We start from the raw sequence: 18,588 nt of genomic DNA on the forward strand, positions 1-18,588 counted from the left end.
TACCGAATTACATTCGGTTCTGAGATGTCCAACGTCGGCCAGAACGCCTCAGATCGTCAGGTAGCGGGGTGGCCGGGGCAGGACGGGCGCAAGGCATGACGTGACCCGTCTCCGGACGTCGAGGACGGTCTCCAGCGGGGCCAGCGCCACCACGCAGGCGCCGATCGTCCGGCCGCCGAGCGCACCGGCGTCCAGCGCGGCCTCCAGGGTGTCGTCGTGGACCGGGTTTCCGGGACCGTGGGCGTCGGTCAGCAGCGGGCCGAGGGCGGACAGGCGGCCCGCACGCAGGGCGGCGGCGGCTCGTCCCGCCGCACCCGGGTCCGCGGGCGGGACGGCGGCGGGATGCCGGGCACCGACGTCGATCACCAGGAGACGCAGACCCGACCCGGCCAGGTCGCAGCGCGGGTTCGGCGGCGCGTCGGCGGGGGGCCCGCCGTGCAGGTCGCGCAGCGCCAAGGCCGTGGCGTGCCTGGTCTCGGTGCCGGTGAGCAGGCCCGTCACCGCCGGCAGCTCACGGTTCACGACGAGGCGGGTTCCCGGGGCGGCCCGGGCACGCAGAATCTCGTCGCACTCGCGGGCCCAGGCGCCCGCCCGGGAAGGTGCGACGGCGCCCTCCGTGTGATGGTTCATCGAGTAGAGCGATGTCGCTCCGTCGGCGGAGCGGCTCGCGGCCACGACCACGCCCCAGGGCAGGGGGACGTCCAGGCCGTCGAGCAGCGGCAGGGCCCCGCGGACGTGGCGGGTCGTCTCCGGCGGCGCGCCGTGGACCTGCTCGAAGATGTAGGCCGTCAACCGGACCTCGGGCGCCGCGGCCAGGTCGGTCACGCCAGCTTCTCCAGGCGGTCGGCGGCCTCGGCGGCGCCGCCCGCCGCGGCGAAGGAGTCCCGGATGCGCCCGGCGGCGCGGCGGTGCGGCCCGTCCGCGAGGACGGTCGTGAGCGCGCTCCGGAGGTCGCCCGGCCGAACACGGGTGAACCGGACGGCGACACCGGCCCCGGCGGCCTCCACCTGGCGGGCGATGACCGGCTGGTCGTTCCGGATCGGGGCGACCACCAGCGGCAGGCCGTGCGAGAGCGTCTCGCAGACCGTGTTGTGGCCGCCGTGGCAGACCACCGCCGACAGCCGTTCCAGGAGCTTGAGCTGCGGGACGTGCTCGCGGACGAGGACGTTCGGCGGCGGGTCCTCCAGCAGGCCGGGCGGCGCCACGAAGATCGCCTGGATGTCCAGGCCGCGGACGGCCTCCGCGGCGACCCGGAAGAACCGCTCGCCGGACGGGCCGTTGATCGTGCCGAGCGAGACCAGGACGGCGGGACGCCCGTCCAGCCGCTCCCACGGGAACGCCCTCGGCGTGGGACGGCCCAGCGCGGGCCCGACGAAGGCGAAGTGGTCGGGGAAGAACGAGATGTCGCCGACCAGCGCGCCGGTGGAGAAGATCAGCACGAGGTGGTCGGAGAAGCGCAGGTCGAGCAGGTCGTCGATGCCGTGGTCGAGCTGGAAGTCGCCGATCCGCTCGCGCACCCACTCCTCGACCTTCGGCATGCCGGCGAGCGGCCGGGTGAACTCGGCGGACGTCGTCGCGGAGGTCGCCCAGGGGATCTCCCGGCGCCGGGCGGCCACCGGGGCGGCGAGGACGAGCTGGTCGGAGACCACCACGTCCGGGCGGAACCGGTCGATCGCGGTCTCGACGCCCGGCATCATCGCGTGGCCCAGCGGGACGATGAACTCCTCCCACAGGAAGCGGAGCGCGGCGCCGCCGCGCAGCCGCAGGTGCTCGCCGCGGACGGTGAGCAGGTGCGTGCCGAAGGCGTCGCCGCCGGCGCTGAAGACGCGGGAGCCGGGGCGCAGCAGCGGCTGGAGGAAGGCGGGATGCCCCGTCCAGGCGATCTTGTGGCCGCGGCGGGCGAGCTCGGCGGCGACCGCCGCGACCGGGTTGACGTGCCCGGTGAGCGGCGGGACGGCGAACAGGAAGCGGCGCTCCGGTGTGCCCGTCCGCCGGATCCCGGCGTCGCCGAGCAGGGACGGGACCTGGACGCGGCGGCTCATCGGGCGGCCGTTCGCACGCCGGCGTGGTGGGCGAGCCAGGGCAACAGGACCTCCAGGATCTCGGCCGTCCCCTCCCGGAGCACCGTGTGGGCGTGGCCGGTCATCGTGTGCAGCGTGCAGTCCGGGACGTGGTGGAGCAGCAGCCGGCCCGCGTCCGCCACGTCCGAATGCTGCCCGTAGATCGCGAGGACGGGGCAGGTCAGCGCGGCCAGGCCGGCGGGACGGACGGGCTCGGCCGCGGCGAGGTCGTCCACGAGCGTCGTGCCGTTGAGGAGGGCGCCCGCGGTCGCGGTGAGACGCCCGAGACGGCGCCGGCCGGAGGCCAGGAGCCGGTCGGCGGTCCGCTCGTACTCCAGCGAGAGCGCCGACTTCGCCAGCGTGTTCAGAAGGTCTTCATGCCAAAGCGGCCCGTCGCCCGGGCCGTGCGCCTCGATGAGGACGAGTCCGGCGACACGGTCCGGACGCAGGAGGGCGGCGTTCAGTGCGATGACCCCGCCGAAGCTGTTCGCGACCAGATGGACGCGGTGGTGGCCCAGGGCGTCGAGGACGGCGAAGAGGTCCGCCACCGAGTCCTGGACGGTGTATCCGGTCGGCGGGCGCTCGGTCCGGCCGTGCCCGCGCTGGTCGTACAGGACGCAGTGGGCCCCGGCCTCGGCGACCGGGGAAGCGAGCGTGTAGTAGAAGCTCGACAGGTTGTCGATCGCGAGGCCGTGGACGAACGCCACGGCGGGGCCGTCCCCTTCGCATTCCTGGACGTGGAAGCGGAGGCCGCGCGCGGTCACCTCAGGCATGCGCCCGCTCCGCCGCCGTGATGTGGTCCACCACGTCGCCGACGGTCAGGTTGATGAGCTGGTCGAGGTCCAGACCGGCGATGAACGCGGGGAAGTCGGCGCGGTCGCCGTAGTGGGCGCGGAGCCGGTCGACCAGGGCGACGAATTCGATGCTCTCCAGGGCGAGGTCGTCGCCGAAGCTGGTGTCGGGGCCGACCTCCACGTCGAGGAGGAAGTCGTCCCCCACGACATCGGTCAGCATCCGGACGACCTCGGACAGGACGTCGGTCATACTCGGCTCTCCTCCATGTCCGTTCCACCTGACGCGGCCGTCCAGGCGACGACGTGTCCTTCGAGTTCGCGTGTCTCCACCGTGGTGACCGTCCCGTCGGCCGCGATGAGGAGCCGTTCGGCGTCGGCGACGGTCACGACCAGTTCGGGACGTTCCGATCCCGCGTCCATCGACTGCAGCACCGCCTGTTCGGCCGCGCGGACCCTTGCGTCCTTCTCGTCCAGGGCGAGCCCTATGCCGGCCGGTTCGTGACCGGCCCGCACCAGGGCCACGCCCAGTTCGCTGTTGGAGGCGATGGAGACGGTGAGGGGCTCGTCGAAGGGTCCCGTCACGACCGGACCGTCCCGGACGGTCAGTTCGGCGGGGAACAGGGGGCCGTGTCCGTTGCGCCAGAGGTGGTTCCGGACGGCGTCCTTGGCCGCGATCCGCCCGAGCAGCCACGGACCTTGATCGAGCGGCGGAAGCGCCTCGTATTCGGCGCGTTCGCTTGCGCAGAGGTACTGGCGCATCAGGAGGTCGCGGGAAGCGGTGCCGTCCCACCGTTTGCGTGCCAGGCACCATCCGCCGGGTTGCGGCTCCCCCGTTCCCGACACCTCCGGGGTGAACTTCATCCGCCATAGGGCTTCGTCGGTGTAGAAGCGGTGCGTGGTCCATCCGTCGATGCGCGCCCACACCGTCCCGTTCTCCAGAAGCATCTCCGCCGAGCAGCGCATGGTCGTGTCGGTGAGCGACTGGTTCCAGATGGTCGTCTCCAGTTGCTCCCCGGCGGGCGGCAACGGTCCGTAGAGGGCGACCCGTTCGATCCCCACGGGGAACACCGTCTGGTTGGTGTCTCCGTACACCTGGATCCAGTGGCCGCAGAGCTGACCTGCGGCGTCTATGAGCGCGCCCGGGGTGGGCAAGGAGGTCAGGACGGCGCGCACACCGTCCTCCGCGAGCGCCGTGATTTCGGTGATGCCGCGGAAGAGCGGGCCGTGGAACATCCAGCGTTCCTCGTAGAGCCGTTCGGCGGTGACGATCGGCGGACCTTCGATGGTCAGCGGCGTCCGGTCCGGTACGGGCGGCAACGGGTGACGCTCGGCAAGCAGGACGGTCCCGTCGGCGTGCCCGTGGACGACGACCTTCACCTTGCGCGGCCGGTCGCCTTCCTCGACGAGGGAGGCGCGGATGTCGGCGGTGGTCGCCGGGTCCACGACGATCCACCGGACCGCCCGGACGTTCTCGAACCCGACCACCACCATGTCGGGCAACAGTTCGCGGGCGGTGTCGGCCATGACCTCCAGCAGCGTCGCCAGCGGGACGATCGGAAATCTGTCCGACATGTCCGGCCAGTCGGGGGCCTGCGGGACCACGCAGTGATCCCGCAGGCTGGGCATCGCGTCGATCGAGAAGGAACGGGAGACGTTCAGTTCGGCGGCCACGGGCGACGCGTCCGCCTCCGGCGCGTGCGCGGACGCGGCCCCGCCGCCGAGCGCCTCCAGGACGGACTGCGCCCCGCTCGACGCGTCGTTGAGCAGCGCCTCCAGCTCGGCCACGACGGGATCGTCGTCCGGCAGCGCCGGCACCCCGGGGGTCAGCCGGATGGGCGGCACCGCGCCGTCCAGCCTGACCAGCGGCGTCCCCAGGTCCAGCCGCATCCCCGCCGCCGGCGGCGGGGCCGGCGTGGACGCGCCGTAGCCCTCGGCCCACAGCGCCGCGACGACGCGGCGGAGCTGGGCCATCCCGTCCCGCTTCGGCACGTTCACGGCCATGGCGAGGTGCTCGCGGTCGCCGAGGCGGTCGGCGACGAAGCCGGTGAGGCTGCCCGGCCCCACCTGCACGAAGGCCCGGACGTGCGCCGTGCCGTACAGCTCCTCGATCAGCTCGCTGAACCGGACGGGTTCGAGTAGGTGACGGACGACGAGCTCGCGCACCTCGGACGCGGAGCGCGGGAACGGGGCGACCGTCGCCGCCGACCACAGCGGGACCCGGGGCTCGCGGATCGCCAGCGCCTCGAACGAGTGCTGCACCTGCTTCTCGTAGGCTTCGGCGAGCGGCGTGTGGAAGCCCGTCCGGAACGGAAGCTCCTGCCCGAGGACCCCTTCGGACGCCAGCCCTCCGAGTACCTCGCGGACCTCATCGGCCGGACCGCAGATCACCGACTGGTGCGGGCAGTTGTCGTGGCTGACGAAGACACCGGGACGTCCACCGATGGCCTCCCGCGCCTGCTCCGCGCCGCAGCCGAGCGCCCCGTACACGACGTCGGGAACGTCCAGCGCCTCTCCGTCGAGGGCGTCGAGGAACGCCTCGGCCGCGTCCGCCTCGTACATCCCGGCGACGATCATCGCCGTCCATTCGCCGAGGCTGTGGCCCGCGGCGACATCGGGCTCGACGCCGAGCTCGGCGAGCGCCGCGGCCAGCAGGCGCCCGACGCGCAGGACGTCGGCGGCGTGGCCGATCATGTCCGTCCGTCCGGTCAGCTCGGGTCTCGGCATCCCGAAGTGCTCGGCGACGTCGTCCACGCGCGGATCGAAGGCGGGCTCGAACCCGGGGAACAGGAACGCGAGCCGGCCGCCCTCCGCGAGCAGCGGCCGGGGCGAGAACCACACGTCGCTCCGGCCCCGCCAGGCGGTCCCGCGCTGGACGACTGCGCGCGCCAGATCGAGCCTGCGCGGTGTGGGGCCGACGATGGCGAGACGGCACGGCAGGTCGGGGGCGTCTTCGCCGACCCGGGCGAGAAGCTCCTCGTCGGGGAGGGCCAGCGCGTCGGCGAGTTCCCCGGCCGTCCGCGCGGCCAGCCTCAGGACGCCCTCGTCCGAGGGCGGCGTGTCGAGCCTGCGCCGCCGGCCCCTCCGGGCGGCGGGCGGCTCCTCCAGGATCACGTGGGCGTTGGCGCCGCCGAAGCCGAACGCGTTGACCGCCGCCCGGCGCGGTCCGTCGCCGCGCACCCACTCGGCCGCCGCCCGGACGAGCCGCAGCCGGCCGTCCTCCAGCGCCGGATGCGGGTCGTCCGCGTGCAGCGTCGGCGGCAGCACACCGTCGCGCAGCGCGAACGCGGCCTTGATCAGGCCGGCGATCCCGGCGGCGGGCATCGCGTGCCCGATCATCGACTTGACCGTGCCGAGGCCGATCGGCGCGCCGCCGGTCCCGAACACGCGGCGGAGCGTCGCGAGCTCCGCCTCGTCGCCCGCCGGGGTCGCGGTGCCGTGTGCCTCGACCAGCCCGACCGCGCCGGGCGCCGCCGGGTCGAGTCCCGCGTCGCGCCAGGCCCGCTCGACCGCGAGGACCTGGCCGTCCACCAGCGGGCTCATGATGCTCGCCGCGCGGCCGTCGCTCGACGACCCGGTGCCCAGGATCACCGCGTGGATCCGGTCGCCCGCCCGCCGCGCGTCCGACAGCCGCTTGAGCAGGACGATGCCGGTGCCCTCCGCGAGGAGCGTCCCGTCCGCGGCCCGGTCGAACGGCCGGATCGTCTCGCTCGGGCTGAGCGCGCGCAGCTGGCTGAAGACACTCCAGACGGTGACGTGGTGGGTGTGGTGGACGGCCCCGGCCAGCATCGCGTCGGCCTGCCCGCCGCGCAGCGCCCGCACGGCGTGCTCGACCGCGAGCAGCGACGACGCGCACGCCGCGTCCAGCGTGTAGGCGGGGCCGCGCAGGTCGAACCGGTTGGCGACGCGGGACGCGGCGAAGCTCGGCACGAGCCCGATCGAGGCGTCCGGGCCGTCCGGGCCCAGCCGCTCGCAGAACGCCCGGCGGATCTCCTCCAGCCGCCGCGTCCCGAGTTCCGGCACCAGCTCGGCGAGGACCCCGGTGACCTGGTGGGACGTCCGCACCCGCTGGTCGAACCGCGCCACGCCCGGGGTGATATAGCCGCCGCGGCCGATGACCACGCCGATCCTGGACCGGTCGGGCAGCCGCTCCTCGCCGCCCGCGTCCGCGATCGCGTCCGCGGCGACCCGCAGCGCGATGAGCTGGTCTGGTTCCATCCCCCGCACCGCCGAGGGCATGATCCCGAACCGGGCCGGGTCGACGGTGGCCAGCTCGTCGACGAACCCGCCGCGCCGGCAGTAGAACCGGTCGCTCTCCGGCTCCCGCCCATACGCCCCGCGGTCGTAGTAGAGCGCCGGGTCCCACCGGCCGGCCGGCACGTCGGTGATCGCGTCGAATCCGTCGAGGACGTTGCGCCACAGTTCGGCCGCCGACCCCGCACCCGGGAACACGGCTCCGGCGCCGACGATCGCGATCGGCTCGCGCGCGTCGCTCACCGGACGGTCCCGGTCAGCACGACCTGCGTCTCGTCCCCGTGTGTGATCTCCCTGAGCAGGGCCGCCGCTCCCGCGTCCGGGTCGATCAGGCCGACGCCGCGATCCTCGTACGCGCGGGCCAGTTCCGGCGACACCATCCCGCCGCCCGCCCACGGACCCCAGTCGGCGACGAGCACGCGCCCGCGCAGCCGGGTCCGCCACACGTGCGCGAGCGTGTCGCAGGCGTCGTTGGCGGCCGCGTACCCGGCCTGCCCGCGATTGCCGTGCACACCGGCGACGCTGCCGAAGACGACGAAGAACCCGAGGCCCGGCCGGACCGCCTGGACGAGCGCGGCGGCGCCGTCGGCCTTCGTCCGGTATACCCGCGCGAACGACTCGGGCGTCGTGTCCCGGATGAGCCGGTCCTCGACGAGCCCGGCGCCGTGGACCACCCCGTCCAGGCGCCGGTGACGGAGATGGATCCCGTCGACGACGTCCCGGACCACGTGCGGTTCCCGGACGTCTCCCGCGTGGTACCGGACGGACGCCGCGTGCTCTTCCAGCGCCACCAGGTTCCGGCGTATCTCCCGCTCGGTCAGGATCCTCCGGACCGTCGCCTCGATCTCGGCGGGCCGGCTTTCGCCGCTCGCCACGAGCGTCCTGCGCAGCCCGGCCTCGTCGGGGACGTCCGGGAACTCGGGCTCGCCGGCCGGTTCCGGGGTGCGTCCCATGACCTCGATGTGGCAGCCGCTCGTCCGGGCCAGCTCCAGGGCGACCCGCGCGGTGATCCCACGCGCGCCCCCGGTCAGCAGGACGACGCCGTCCGGCCCGAGGTCCAGCGCCCTCTCCGGCGGCGTTGCGGCCGGCACCACGTCGAGCCCGTGCCGCAGGCCCCCCTCGTGCCCCACCACGACCGGCGCGTCCGCGGTCAGCAGCTCGGCCATGATCCGGTGGGCGATCGCGCGCGGGGTGTCCTTGGTGTCCACGTCCAGCGCCCGGACGAGCACCTCGGGATACTCCAGCGCGACGGTCTGGGCCAGCCCGCGCAGACCCGCTCCCGGCCCGGGGTCCCCGATGCCGCCGCCGTCGAACCGCCGCCCGAACGTCCCGCCGGCCCCGCTCGCGAGGACGAGCCACCGGAGTCCCCCGGCCAGCGCGTCGCGGATGCCCTCGAACGCCTGCGGCAGCACGCTCGCCGCACCCGGCCGCAGCGCCCCCAGATGGACGAGCCCGTCGCAGGGCCCGTCGACGTCCAGCGGCGTCCGCGCCTGCGCACCGTGCCGCTCCAGCAGGTCGGCCAGCTCCAGCGCGACACCGCAGCCGTCGTCCACGACGAGGAACCGCCGCCCGGCGAACGCCGTTCCCGACTCCGGCGGCACCGGCAGCGCCTCCAGATCCACGACCCGCACGACCTGCCGCACCACCCCACCCCCGCGAGGCAAGTGCTCCTCGACCGGCGCCACGCCCCGCTCGACAGGCACAGCGTGTTCCTCGGCGGGCGGCGGGTGCTCCTCGACGGGTGCGGCGTCGTGAGCGGGTGTCTCCGCTCGCTGCGGTGGGCCTCCGGAGAGCGCCGCGGTCGTCACGTGGGCCGCGGCGGGGCGCGCGGGGCGCGGGACGGCGGGCGGTTCGGCCGGGGTGTCCAGACTGCCGCTGAGCCAGGCGGCGATCTCGCCGATGGTCGTGACTCCGGTGAGGTGGTCGGGGGCGGCCACGCCGGCGCGGTCGGCCAGCTCACCGACGATGACCGCGCGCTTGATGGAGTCGATGGAGAGGTCCGCCTCCAGGTTCAGGCCGTCCTCCAGCATGTCCTCCGGGTAGCCGGTGCGCGCGCTGATCACGGCGCGGACGGTGGCGCGGGCGTCGCGCGGAGCCTCGGCGTCCGGTGACTCCGCGGCGGACGGCTCGTCGTCCGGCAGCGTCTCGCCCGGAAGGACCGGACGGGGCGCCGGGACGCGACGAGGGCCCGCCGTGTGCGCGGCCAGATGCCGGAGGACCACCTCGCGCTGCGCCGCGATCATCTCCCGGCTCGTGCGCAGGTACTCCAGGACGGCGGCCGCGGAGCCCGGGTGACCGGGGCCCTCGATGCGTTCGGCGGGGCGGAGCGCGCCCGCCGGGTAGCCGCCGTCGGCGGTCCGGACGAGATGACCGTTGACGAGCCATCCGGGCGCGGGCGCGGGGTCCCCCGCGAGCGGGCGGGCGCCGCGGCCGGAGAACAGCGGCAGCGGGTCGACCGGGACGCCGGCGGCGGCCAGCTCGGCGAGCGCGTGCAGGAGCCCCGTGACGCCGTTCTCCCCGGGGGCGTCGCAGCTCACGGCGGTGTGCGGACGATCGCCGAGGATCCTGCCGACGAGACCCGTGAGGACGCGTCCCGGCCCCGCCTCGACGAACGTGCGGGCGCCCGCGCCGTACATCGCCTCGATCTGCTCGGCGAAGCGGACGGGCGCGGCGAGCTGCCCGGCGAGCGTGGCGGCGAGCTCGGCCGGGTCGCTCTCGTACGGGGCGGCGGTCGTGTTCGACCAGACCGGGAAGGCCGGTGAGCGCAGGTCGCGGCCGAGGAGATCGGCGCGCAGATCGGCGGACGCGGCGGCGACGAGCGGGCTGTGGAACGCGCACGCGACCGGGATCCGCTCGGCGGGAAGCCCCGCGGCGGACAGGACGGCAAGCGCGCGCTCCAGTCCCGCGGACGATCCGGAGATCACGACCTGGCGGGGCGCGTTGTGGTTGGCGACGACGATCTCCGAGACCCCGGCCAGCGCCTTGCGGACCTCCCGCGGCGTCGCCCCCACCGCGGCCATCGCGCCCGGGTCCTCCCCGGCGGCGGACAGAATCGCGGCGGCGCGGACGGCGCTCAGCTCGACCATGCCGGCGTCGTCGAAGACGCCGGCGGCGCACAGCGCGACGAGCTCGCCGTAGCTGTGCCCCGCGGCGAGGTCCGGGTGGACGCCGACCGCGGTGAGCAGGCGGTGGACGGCGAGCCCGGCGATGCCGAGGGCGGGCTGGGCGATCCGGGTGTCGGTGATCTCGGCCCGGTGCCGGCGGGACTCCGACCGGGTGAAGGCCGCGGGCGGGAACATCGCGGGCGCGTACCGCCCGCCGGCCAGCCGCAGCAGGCGCTGGAGGCGGGGGAACGCGACGAAGAGGTCGGCGAGCATGCCGGGCCGCTGGCTGCCCTGCCCCGGGAAGAGGAACGCGACCTGCCCCGGCTCGCCGGACGCGACGAAGACACCCCGCGCCGGACGGAACTCGGCCGCGAGCGCGAGCTTCTCCCGGAGGTCGTCCAGGCCCGAGGCCACCAGCGCCACCTGCACCGGTCCTTCGGTCGCGGCGGCGGCGCGGGCCAGGTCGCGCAACCGGGGTCCGCGCGGGAGCAGGCCGGACAGCCGGTCGATCCGGGCGCGTGCGGCGGCCCGGTCGGCTCCCTTGATCAGGAACAGCTCGGCGGGCCATTCGGCGAGCCCGGACACCGGCTCGGGCGCGCCGTCATATCCGGACAGGACGGCGTGGAAGTTCGCGCCCCCGAACCCGAAGCCGCTCAGCCCCGCGTACCGTTCGCCCGGCGGGACGGCCCAGGGCCGGGTGCCGTCGCCGAACACGAACGGGCCGTCGGGCGTCCACTCCGAGTTGGGACGGACGAGGTGCAGCGTCCCCGGCAGCACGCCGGTGTGCAGCGCGTACGCGGTCTTGATCAGCCCGGCGAGTCCGGCCGCGCATTTGGTGTGGCCGATCTGCGACTTCACGGACCCGAGCGTGACGCCGCCCGGTGTTGCCGAGGAGAACACCGAGGACAGCGTCGCCAGTTCCGTCCTGTCGCCGACCTCGGTGCCGGTGCCGTGCGCCTCGACCAGCCCCACGGCCGCGGGGGTGATGCCCGCGCGCTCATAGGCGCGTTCCAGGGCGCGGCGCTGCCCTTCGGGGCGGGGGGCGGTGAGGCCGAGGGAGCGGCCGTCGCTGGCCCCGGCGACGGACTTGACGACGGCGTAGATGCGGTCGCCGTCGCGTTCGGCGTCCGCGAGGCGCTTGAGGACGACGCAGGCGACGCCTTCGCCGAGCGCGATGCCGTCGGCCGACGCGTCGAACGCGGCGCAGCGGCCGGACGGCGACAGCGCGCTCACCGACGAGAACAGCAGGTAGTCCTGGATGCCGTTGTGGAGGTCGGCGCCGCCGCACAGCACCATGTCGCTGGTGCCGGCTGCGAGGTCCTTGCAGGCGGCGTCGAGAGCCGCCAGCGACGCCGCGCAGGCGGCGTCCACCGTGTGGTTCGCGCCGCCGAGGTCGAGCCGGTTGGCGATCCGCCCGGCGATCACGTTGGTGAGGACGCCGGGGAAGGAGTCCTCGGTCGGGCGCGGCAGCTGCTCGTCCAGCCCCGGCGGCACCTCACCGAAGTAGGACGGGAGCGTCGCGCGCATCCCGTAGGCGGTGCCGAGGTCGTTGCCGCCCTCCGCGCCGAAGACCACCGACGTCCGGGACCGGTCGAACGGTCGGTCGGCGTAACCCGCGTCCGCCAGCGCGCGGGACGCGACCTCCAGCGAGAGGAGCTGGATCGGGTCGATGCTGCCGAGCGCGTTGGGCGGAATGCCGTAGGCGAGCGCGTCGAACGGGACGTCCGGGAGGAAACCTCCCCATTTCGAGGGCGTCTTCCCCGCCGCGGAGGGGGAGTAGTAAATCTCCGGGTCCCAGCGGGTGACCTCGGTGACCGAGTCCACGCCGCCGACGATGTTCGCCCAGTACCGGTCGGTGTCGCCGGCGCCGGGGAAGACGCAGCTCATGCCGATGATCGCGATGTCGGCCGGGCGGGGCGCGCGCGGAGCCGGCGCCGGCCCGGCGACGCCCAGCTCGGCGGCGCGGCCGGCCAGGAACGCGGTCGCACCGGAGGTGACCTGCTCGTGAAGGGCGGCGACCGTGGTGGTGGCCGAGCGCAGCGCGGCGACCTGCCCGATCATGTACAGGCCTTCGGCGCGCTGGCCGGCGGCGTCCACCGGCGAGCTGCGGCGCAGGCCCTTGCTGGCGACGCGCAGGCGGCCGAGGTTCAGCTTCTCCAGCCGGCGCCACACCTCCTGCCGCTGTGTCCCGACCTGTTCCAGCTCGCGGCGGGTCTCCTCGAACGTCCGGACGTACGGGGTCCGCGCGCAGCGCGTGGCGTGGCCGGGGGACGTCTCCAGCAGCGCGGTCCCGGCGCAGCCGAGGGCGACGTCCTGGAAGCCCGGCAGGATCGCCCCCGTCGCGACCGCCTCAGACGTGAACAGGTACGCCGTGCCCATCAGCACGCGGACGTCGGCGCCGCGCTCGGCGAGCGGCCCCGCGAGCGCGGCCACCATCGCGGCGGACCGCTCGTCGTGGACGCCGCCCGCGAACATCACCGACAGCTCGCTCGCGTCGCCGTCGAACGCCGTCAGCCGCTCGACCTGCGCGTCCCAGAGCGGGAAGCTCGCGTGCGGCCCGACGTGGCCGCCGCATTCGCCGCCCTCGAAGACGAACTTGCGGGCGCCCTCGTCCAGGAACCGGTCGAGCAGCTCCGGGGACGGGACGTGCAGGTATGTGCCGATCCCGGCGGCCTCCAGCGGTGCCGCCTGCGCCGGGCGGCCCCCGGCGATGATCGCGTACGGCGGGCCGGCCTCGAGGACGGCGGCGAGCTGGGCTTCGCGGAGCTCCGCCGGCGCGAACCCGAGGATGCCGACGCCCCAGGGCCGCCCGCCGAGCCGGTCCGCGGTCTCGCGCAGCAGCGTCCGCACCCGGCCGGCGTCCATCAGGGCGAGCGCGAGGAACGGCAGCCCGCCGTCCTGCGCGACCGCGCCGGCGAACGCGGACCCGTCGCTGACCTGGGTCATCGGCCCCTGCACGGCGGCGGGTTCCGGGCGCGGCGCGAGCGGCTCGGCCCGGACGGCGGCGCGCAGGTGCAGATCGATCTGCTCCCGGACGGCCTGCACGACTCCCCCGGCGGTCTTGTGGCGTCCGGCGAGCGCGGCGGCGAGCGGCCCATCCTGGCCCACCGGGAGCAGCCGCGACCGCAGCCCGGTGGCGCCGAGCCGCGCGGCGACCCGCGCCGGGTCGAGCCCGGCGAGGTCGATCTCCGGCAGGCCGGGGCGCGTGTAGACGCGGTGGCCGTTGACGATCGTGGTCTCGGTGCCGTCCATCGCCGCCAGCGCGGCGGCGACGTCGTCCGGGAGGTCCATCTCGCGGACGAGCGCGAGCTGCACGTCGAGGACGACCCCGGCCGCGCCCCCCGCGACCGCCGCCGCGGCCGTGTGCGGCCCGATCCCGCCCGCCGCGTACACCGGGACGTCCACGTCGGCCAGGAGCCGCTGCAGCAGGACGAACGCTGTCAGGTCGCCGACCCGCCCGCCGGCCTCGGCACCCCGCGCGACGAGCCCCACCTCGCGGGTGAGGCCCCGCGCCACCGGGATCACGGCGGCGGCCTCGTCCGGGCCGACGACCTCGATCAGGAGCCGGCGCCCGCGGGCGAACCCGGCGACGTCCAGCGTGCCGTCGGAGCACAGCGCCGGGGCGTCGACCAGGACGGTGCGGACGGCGGCGGGGATCTCGGCGGGCCGCACCCGGCAGCAGGCCGGGACGCGGACGCCGAACGGGCCCGTCCACCAGCGGCCGGCGTCGGCGAGGGCGGCGAGCCCGGTCTCCCGGTCCGTGCCGAGGTCGAGGACGCCGGTGCCGCCCGCGCGCGCGACGGCGACGGCGAGATGAGGTGCGGGGCGGCCGAACGGGGTGACCCCGATGATCTCGGTCCGGGGCCGGTCCCCCGGCCCCCCGCCGTACTCGCCCCTGTCCGCCGTCATGCACTGCCCCCCGACGTCCCGCGGCCCGGCCCCGCGGCCGGTGCGGCTCGTAACAACGGTGCGTCACACTACGGTCGGCGACGGGCCGATCACGGCGGCGACACACCCGGGGACGCGTTGATGGCGGCACGGCAAAGGAGATTGGAACGTCCCTTGACGTGCGGGAGGACTCGCTCCCGGTCAGACGGTGGCGGCGCCGCGCTGCGCGCGGATGCCGTGCCTGACGGTGCCCTCGTCGAGCCACCGGTCCAGGTGCCGCCACGTGGTCGTCCTGGCCGAGCGTCCGGTCAGCACGCCGAGGTGGCCGCCGGACACGATCTCGAAGCGCACCTGCGGCGCGCCGCCGAGCAGCCCGACGAGCGGCCGGACGGCCCGGACCGGGGCGAGCGCGTCGCCGCGTCCCGCGATGGCCAGAACCGGCACACGCACCGCGCGGAGATCGACCCGGCGGCCGCCGATCACGATACCGCCGCGCATCAGGGCGTCGTCCCGCAAAAGGGCCCGGTAAATCTGCCGCGCGGTCTGTCCGGGATAGGCCGCCATCGTGTGCATGAAATGATCGACGGCCTCGATCTGCTGCAGAAAATCGGCATTGTCGAGGTTGGTCAGCATTCGGTAGGAACGCAGCACGGCGCCGGCCACGCCGGCGACCCGCCGGGCCGGGTTCGGCACCGCCGCCGGCGGCACGGCGAGGCGCACCGCGCGGGCGTCCACCGGGACGGCGATCGCGGCGACGGACGCGATCGGCAGCCCCGGATCGGCGGCGGCGGCGAGCAGCGCGAAGATCCCGCCGAGGCACCAGCCCACGAGCTGGACCGGCTGCCCGCCCGCGTCCCGGCTGACCGCCCGGATCGCCCCCGGCAGCACGTCCCGGACCTGCTCGCGGACGCCGAGGTCGCGGTCCGCGGACCGGATCGGCCCATGATCGAGGAGGTAGCTGAGCCGCCCGGCCCGGACGACGTGCTCGGCCAGGCTGCATCCGCGGCGCAGGTCGTAGCAGCGCGCCGGGGCGGCCGGCGGCGGGACGAACAGCACCGGCGGCCCGGCCGGCACCACCCCCTCCGGGGGCCGGTAGCGGTACACCGGCCGCCCGCGGCCCTCCCCGATCGTCTCCGCCGGCATCGGGCGCAGGTCGGCGACATGACCGTGCAGCGCGAGCTGGAGGACATTCGACGTGGCGGCTCGCAGGCCCCGCGGGGAGAGGATCATTTCGCCATTATCCATCCGCATGAGAAGAACACCTTGGAGGCGCCATGACCTAACACGGCCCGCATCCACTCAACGCATTAATACCCTGGTCAAGGCCCGGCAGAAATCATCCGCCTGTGAAGCCTTCGTTAATTCGCATTGACATGCGAGGGGTCGCCCCCTGGGCGGACAGCGCGCATAATGGCGGTCACAGTCCGTGGCGGCGGTGCCGCGGGCAGGCGGCCAGGCGGGTGCGTGATGGCGACGCTCAATCCGGCGACGGGACGGTTCCGCCTCCCGGCGCGGCGCCGGGAGGCGGCCGGCGGCGGCCCGGACCCCGTGCGGGCCGCCCTCGCGCCCCTGCTGGCCGCGCACCGCGCCGCCCACCCGGACGCCGCCCGCCCCGGGTCCGCCGAGGCCGAGCTGCTGCGCGGGTACGCGGTCGCCGAACGGCTGCACCGCGGGCAGCTCCGCAAGTCCGGCGCCCCTTACATCACCCACCCGCTGGCCGTGGCGCTGATCCTCGCCGGGATGGGCCTGGACACGACGACGCTCGTCGCCGCGCTCCTGCACGACACGGTCGAGGACACCCCGTACACGCTCGGGGAGGTCCGCGCCGACTTCGGGGACGAGATCGCGGTGCTGGTGGACGGCGTGACCAAGCTGGACGGCAGGCGCTGGGGCGACCGCGCCGAGGCCGAGACGCTCCGCAAGATCGTGCTGTCCGCGGCCGCCGACCTGCGGGTGCTGGTGATCAAGCTGGCGGACCGGCTGCACAACCTGCGGACGCTGCGCTACCAGCCGGAGCACAAGCGGGCCCGCTACGCCGAGGCGTCGCACGAGCTGCTGGTCCCGTTCGCGGACCGGCTCGGCATCCACGTCCTCAAGCGGGAGATGGACGACCTCGCCTTCGCCGCGCGCCACCCGGAGGCGCACGAGGCGACCCGGTCCGCCGTCCGGGCGGCGCTCGCCGGGGCCGGACGGACGTTCGGGCCCGCCACCGAACTGCTCCGCGCGTCGCTGGCCGAGCACGGCGTGCGGGCCCGCACCCAGATCAGGCCGTCCCACCTGTACGCGGTGCACCAGTCGTCCGGCGGCGACCTCGCCGGGCTGCGGCCCTGCGAGACGGCGCGGCTCCTGCTCCTCGTGGACGGCGCCGAAAGCGACTGCTACATCGCGCTCGGCGCCGTCCACGCCGCGCTGCATCCGGTCGCCGGGCAGGTCCGCGACTTCATCGCGACGCCGAAGGACAACATGTACCGGTCGCTGCACACCCGGGTGATCAGCCCGGACGGCGACCCGTTCGAGGTGATCATCCGTTCCGAGGCGATGCATCCGGTCGCCGAGTACGGGATCGTCGCGCACATCCGGGACGCGGGCGGCGACACCGCCACCGCGGTCGCGGGCCGCCGCGACCTGGTGTGGCTGAGCCGGCTGCTGGCCTGGCAGTCCGACGCGCCGTCCGCCGAGTTCCTGGACCGGCTGCGCGCCGACCTCGCCGCCGGCAACGTCGCCGCGTTCACCACGCGCGGCGACATCGTGCCGCTGCCCGCGGGCGCGACCGCGCTCGACTTCGCCTACGCGCTCGGCCCCGGCACCGGCGACCGCTGCATCGGGGCCGTCGTCAACGGGCGGCTCGCGCCGATGTCGGTGCAGATCCGCAGCGGCAACGTCGTCGAGATCCTCACCGATCCGGCGGGCGCGCCGTCCGAGGACTGGCTCGGCATCGCGGTGTCGGTGCCGGCCCGCGTCCGCATCCAGCAGAGCCTCGCGCTGCGGCGCGCCGAAGAGGCCGCCGACGCCGGGCGGCGCCGCCTCGTCCGGGCCCTGGCGGGACGGGACGTCGACCTGCTCGCGGCGGAGGCGCACGGCGACTCCCTCGCCGTCGCCCGCGACCTCGGCTACACCGAGATCGACGAGATGTACGCGGCGCTGAGCACCGGCGCCCTCGGCCTCGACGAGCTGCTGGCCCGGTTCGCCCGCCCCTGAACCGGTGATTACAGTGATCGCGAGGTGATCACATGGGACCTTTCGAGTACGGCATGGACGGGCCGAAGGTGATCGTGGTGGGCGTGGACGGGTCCGAGACGGCGCTGCGCGCCGGCGCGTACGCGTGGGGCCTCGCCCGCCGCGGCGGCGCCCGGCTCGTCGTGGTGCACGTGGCGCCGGTCGCGTCGCTGACCACTCTCACCCCGGGCGGCGCCGCCGTCATGCGGGAGACCGCCGACGAGATCGCCGCGGAGATCCGCCGGGAGCTCGCGGCCGCCGCCGGACGCGATCGGGTCGCCTACGAGTTCGTCACCGAGCAGGGCGATCCGTACACCGTCCTCGCCCGCGTCGCCGACGAGTCCCGCGCGGACGCCGTGGTCGTCGGCGCGTCGGCGCAGGCCGGGCACCGGTTCATCGGGTCCGTCGCCGTCCGGCTGGTCCGGACGGGACGGTGGCCGGTGACCGTGGTGCCCTGAGTACCGCCGCGGCGATCATCATCGGGTGCGTCTGAACGGGCCGTCCCACGGGGGCTGCCCGGACGCCGCCACCACGGCGGACAGCAGCACGACCACGGCCGTCCCGCCCGCCAGGTTGATGCCGGCCGTCGCGAGCGCCGCGTCGAACGGGCCGCGCAGCGTCAGCGGCAGGATCGTCAGCAGCGCGACCGCGACCCCGCCGATCCACGCGAACGCCCGCACCGGCCGCGCGGCCGAGGACAGGAGCAGGTGCATCAGCGCGGTCGCCTGGATCGTCCCCGCCGCCACGCACAACGCGTAGCTGGTCGCGGCGGGCGTCGCGGCGGCATGTCCGCCTGCGAACACTGGCGCCTCGACGCCGAACATCGTCCGCAGCCCGATCACCGCGGCGAACGTCAGGACGCCGCCGAGCAGCGCCGTGGAGACCCCCGTCCACCACAGCGGGCGCAGCGGCGGGCCGGCGCCCTCGGCGGAGATCTCCTGGTGCAGCGCGACGAATTCCTCGTATCTCCTGGGCGGCGCCTCCATCGGGCGCTGCCGCGCCGTGGAGGGACACCGGAACGAACGTTCCCAGGGCCGTGGCGCAGGGCGGCCGGCGTGCCTGCCGGGCAGGCCTCCGGAGTACCGCCCGAAGGGTGAATCGGGCATGTTCCCTCCCCCGGTGCGAACGTAGAGGTGCTACCCGGCACCGATAGGAGGAACTCGCCCAAGCTCACCATTTTGCAGATGTTTGGCCGCGTTCACCGGTATGGCTGGGACGGCCGGAACGCGGAGATCCCCGGGGAGAGCGGCGCTCCCCGGGGATCTCCCGTCGCTC

General features: G+C 75.0%; 10 protein-coding genes. 2 read left to right on the forward strand and 8 right to left on the reverse strand.

The genetic code is table 11. The features are described from left to right. Positions 1–48 precede the first annotated feature (48 nt). The 7 genes from ACQPXG_RS32390 to ACQPXG_RS32420 all read right to left on the reverse strand — a co-directional run bounded on the left by ACQPXG_RS32390 (position 49) and on the right by ACQPXG_RS32420 (position 15,327). Complete coding sequence (locus ACQPXG_RS32390; protein ID WP_433462928.1) at positions 49–825, reverse strand: hypothetical protein; 777 nt, start codon at positions 823–825, stop codon at positions 49–51. Then, the gene (locus ACQPXG_RS32395) at positions 822–2,042 is read right to left on the reverse strand and encodes a glycosyltransferase (protein ID WP_433462929.1); all 1,221 of its coding nucleotides are present in this window, start codon (positions 2,040–2,042) and stop codon (positions 822–824) included. The genes ACQPXG_RS32390 and ACQPXG_RS32395 overlap by 4 nt, the downstream gene beginning before the upstream one ends. Continuing rightward, positions 2,039–2,833, reverse strand: coding sequence for an alpha/beta fold hydrolase (locus tag ACQPXG_RS32400; RefSeq protein ID WP_433462930.1), 795 nt, complete (start codon positions 2,831–2,833; stop codon positions 2,039–2,041). Before ACQPXG_RS32400 ends, ACQPXG_RS32395 begins: the two co-directional genes overlap by 4 nt. Beyond that, positions 2,826–3,104, reverse strand: a complete 279-nt coding sequence (locus tag ACQPXG_RS32405; protein WP_433462931.1) for an acyl carrier protein — start codon at positions 3,102–3,104, stop codon at positions 2,826–2,828. Before ACQPXG_RS32405 ends, ACQPXG_RS32400 begins: the two co-directional genes overlap by 8 nt. Beyond that, complete coding sequence (locus tag ACQPXG_RS32410) at positions 3,101–7,348, reverse strand: beta-ketoacyl synthase N-terminal-like domain-containing protein (RefSeq protein WP_433462932.1); 4,248 nt, start codon at positions 7,346–7,348, stop codon at positions 3,101–3,103. Before ACQPXG_RS32410 ends, ACQPXG_RS32405 begins: the two co-directional genes overlap by 4 nt. Next, complete coding sequence (locus tag ACQPXG_RS32415; RefSeq protein WP_433462933.1) at positions 7,345–14,118, reverse strand: SDR family NAD(P)-dependent oxidoreductase; 6,774 nt, start codon at positions 14,116–14,118, stop codon at positions 7,345–7,347. The genes ACQPXG_RS32410 and ACQPXG_RS32415 overlap by 4 nt, the downstream gene beginning before the upstream one ends. Positions 14,119–14,298: 180 nt before the next feature. After that, positions 14,299–15,327, reverse strand: a complete 1,029-nt coding sequence (locus tag ACQPXG_RS32420) for an alpha/beta hydrolase (protein WP_433462934.1) — start codon at positions 15,325–15,327, stop codon at positions 14,299–14,301. A 237-nt stretch (positions 15,328–15,564) separates the two neighbouring features. Here ACQPXG_RS32420 and ACQPXG_RS32425 point away from each other — a divergent pair, with 237 nt between their 5' ends. Both ACQPXG_RS32425 and ACQPXG_RS32430 read left to right on the forward strand, forming a co-directional pair. Beyond that, positions 15,565–17,295 carry a RelA/SpoT family protein gene (locus ACQPXG_RS32425; RefSeq protein WP_433462935.1) on the forward strand — a complete coding sequence of 577 codons (1,731 nt, stop codon included), beginning with the start codon at positions 15,565–15,567 and terminating at the stop codon, positions 17,293–17,295. A 32-nt stretch (positions 17,296–17,327) separates the two neighbouring features. After that, a complete protein-coding gene (locus ACQPXG_RS32430; protein ID WP_433462936.1) occupies positions 17,328–17,771 on the forward strand; it encodes a universal stress protein in 444 nt (147 codons plus the stop codon). A gap of 18 nt (positions 17,772–17,789) precedes the next feature. On the opposite strand, the gene ACQPXG_RS32435 is transcribed toward ACQPXG_RS32430, so the two are convergent. Continuing rightward, the gene (locus ACQPXG_RS32435) at positions 17,790–18,419 is read right to left on the reverse strand and encodes a hypothetical protein (protein ID WP_433462937.1); all 630 of its coding nucleotides are present in this window, start codon (positions 18,417–18,419) and stop codon (positions 17,790–17,792) included. Positions 18,420–18,588 lie beyond the last annotated feature (169 nt).

It is taken from the genome of Spirillospora sp. CA-128828, from assembly GCF_050945415.1.
In the GTDB taxonomy this organism is placed as follows: domain Bacteria; phylum Actinomycetota; class Actinomycetes; order Streptosporangiales; family Streptosporangiaceae; genus Spirillospora.

Bases quoted from the DNA above. Each gene is read 5' to 3' on its own strand.
- ACQPXG_RS32395 (WP_433462929.1), bottom strand. From the start codon at position 2,042: ATGAGCCGCCGCGTCCAGGTCCCGTCCCTGCTCGGCGACGCCGGGATC.
- ACQPXG_RS32400 (WP_433462930.1), bottom strand. From the start codon at position 2,833: ATGCCTGAGGTGACCGCGCGCGGCCTCCGCTTCCACGTCCAGGAATGC.
- ACQPXG_RS32405 (WP_433462931.1), bottom strand. From the start codon at position 3,104: ATGACCGACGTCCTGTCCGAGGTCGTCCGGATGCTGACCGATGTCGTG.
- ACQPXG_RS32415 (WP_433462933.1), bottom strand. From the start codon at position 14,118: ATGACGGCGGACAGGGGCGAGTACGGCGGGGGGCCGGGGGACCGGCCC.
- ACQPXG_RS32420 (WP_433462934.1), bottom strand. From the start codon at position 15,327: ATGATCCTCTCCCCGCGGGGCCTGCGAGCCGCCACGTCGAATGTCCTC.
- ACQPXG_RS32425 (WP_433462935.1), top strand. From the start codon at position 15,565: ATGGCGACGCTCAATCCGGCGACGGGACGGTTCCGCCTCCCGGCGCGG.
- ACQPXG_RS32430 (WP_433462936.1), top strand. From the start codon at position 17,328: ATGGGACCTTTCGAGTACGGCATGGACGGGCCGAAGGTGATCGTGGTG.
- ACQPXG_RS32435 (WP_433462937.1), bottom strand. From the start codon at position 18,419: ATGCCCGATTCACCCTTCGGGCGGTACTCCGGAGGCCTGCCCGGCAGG.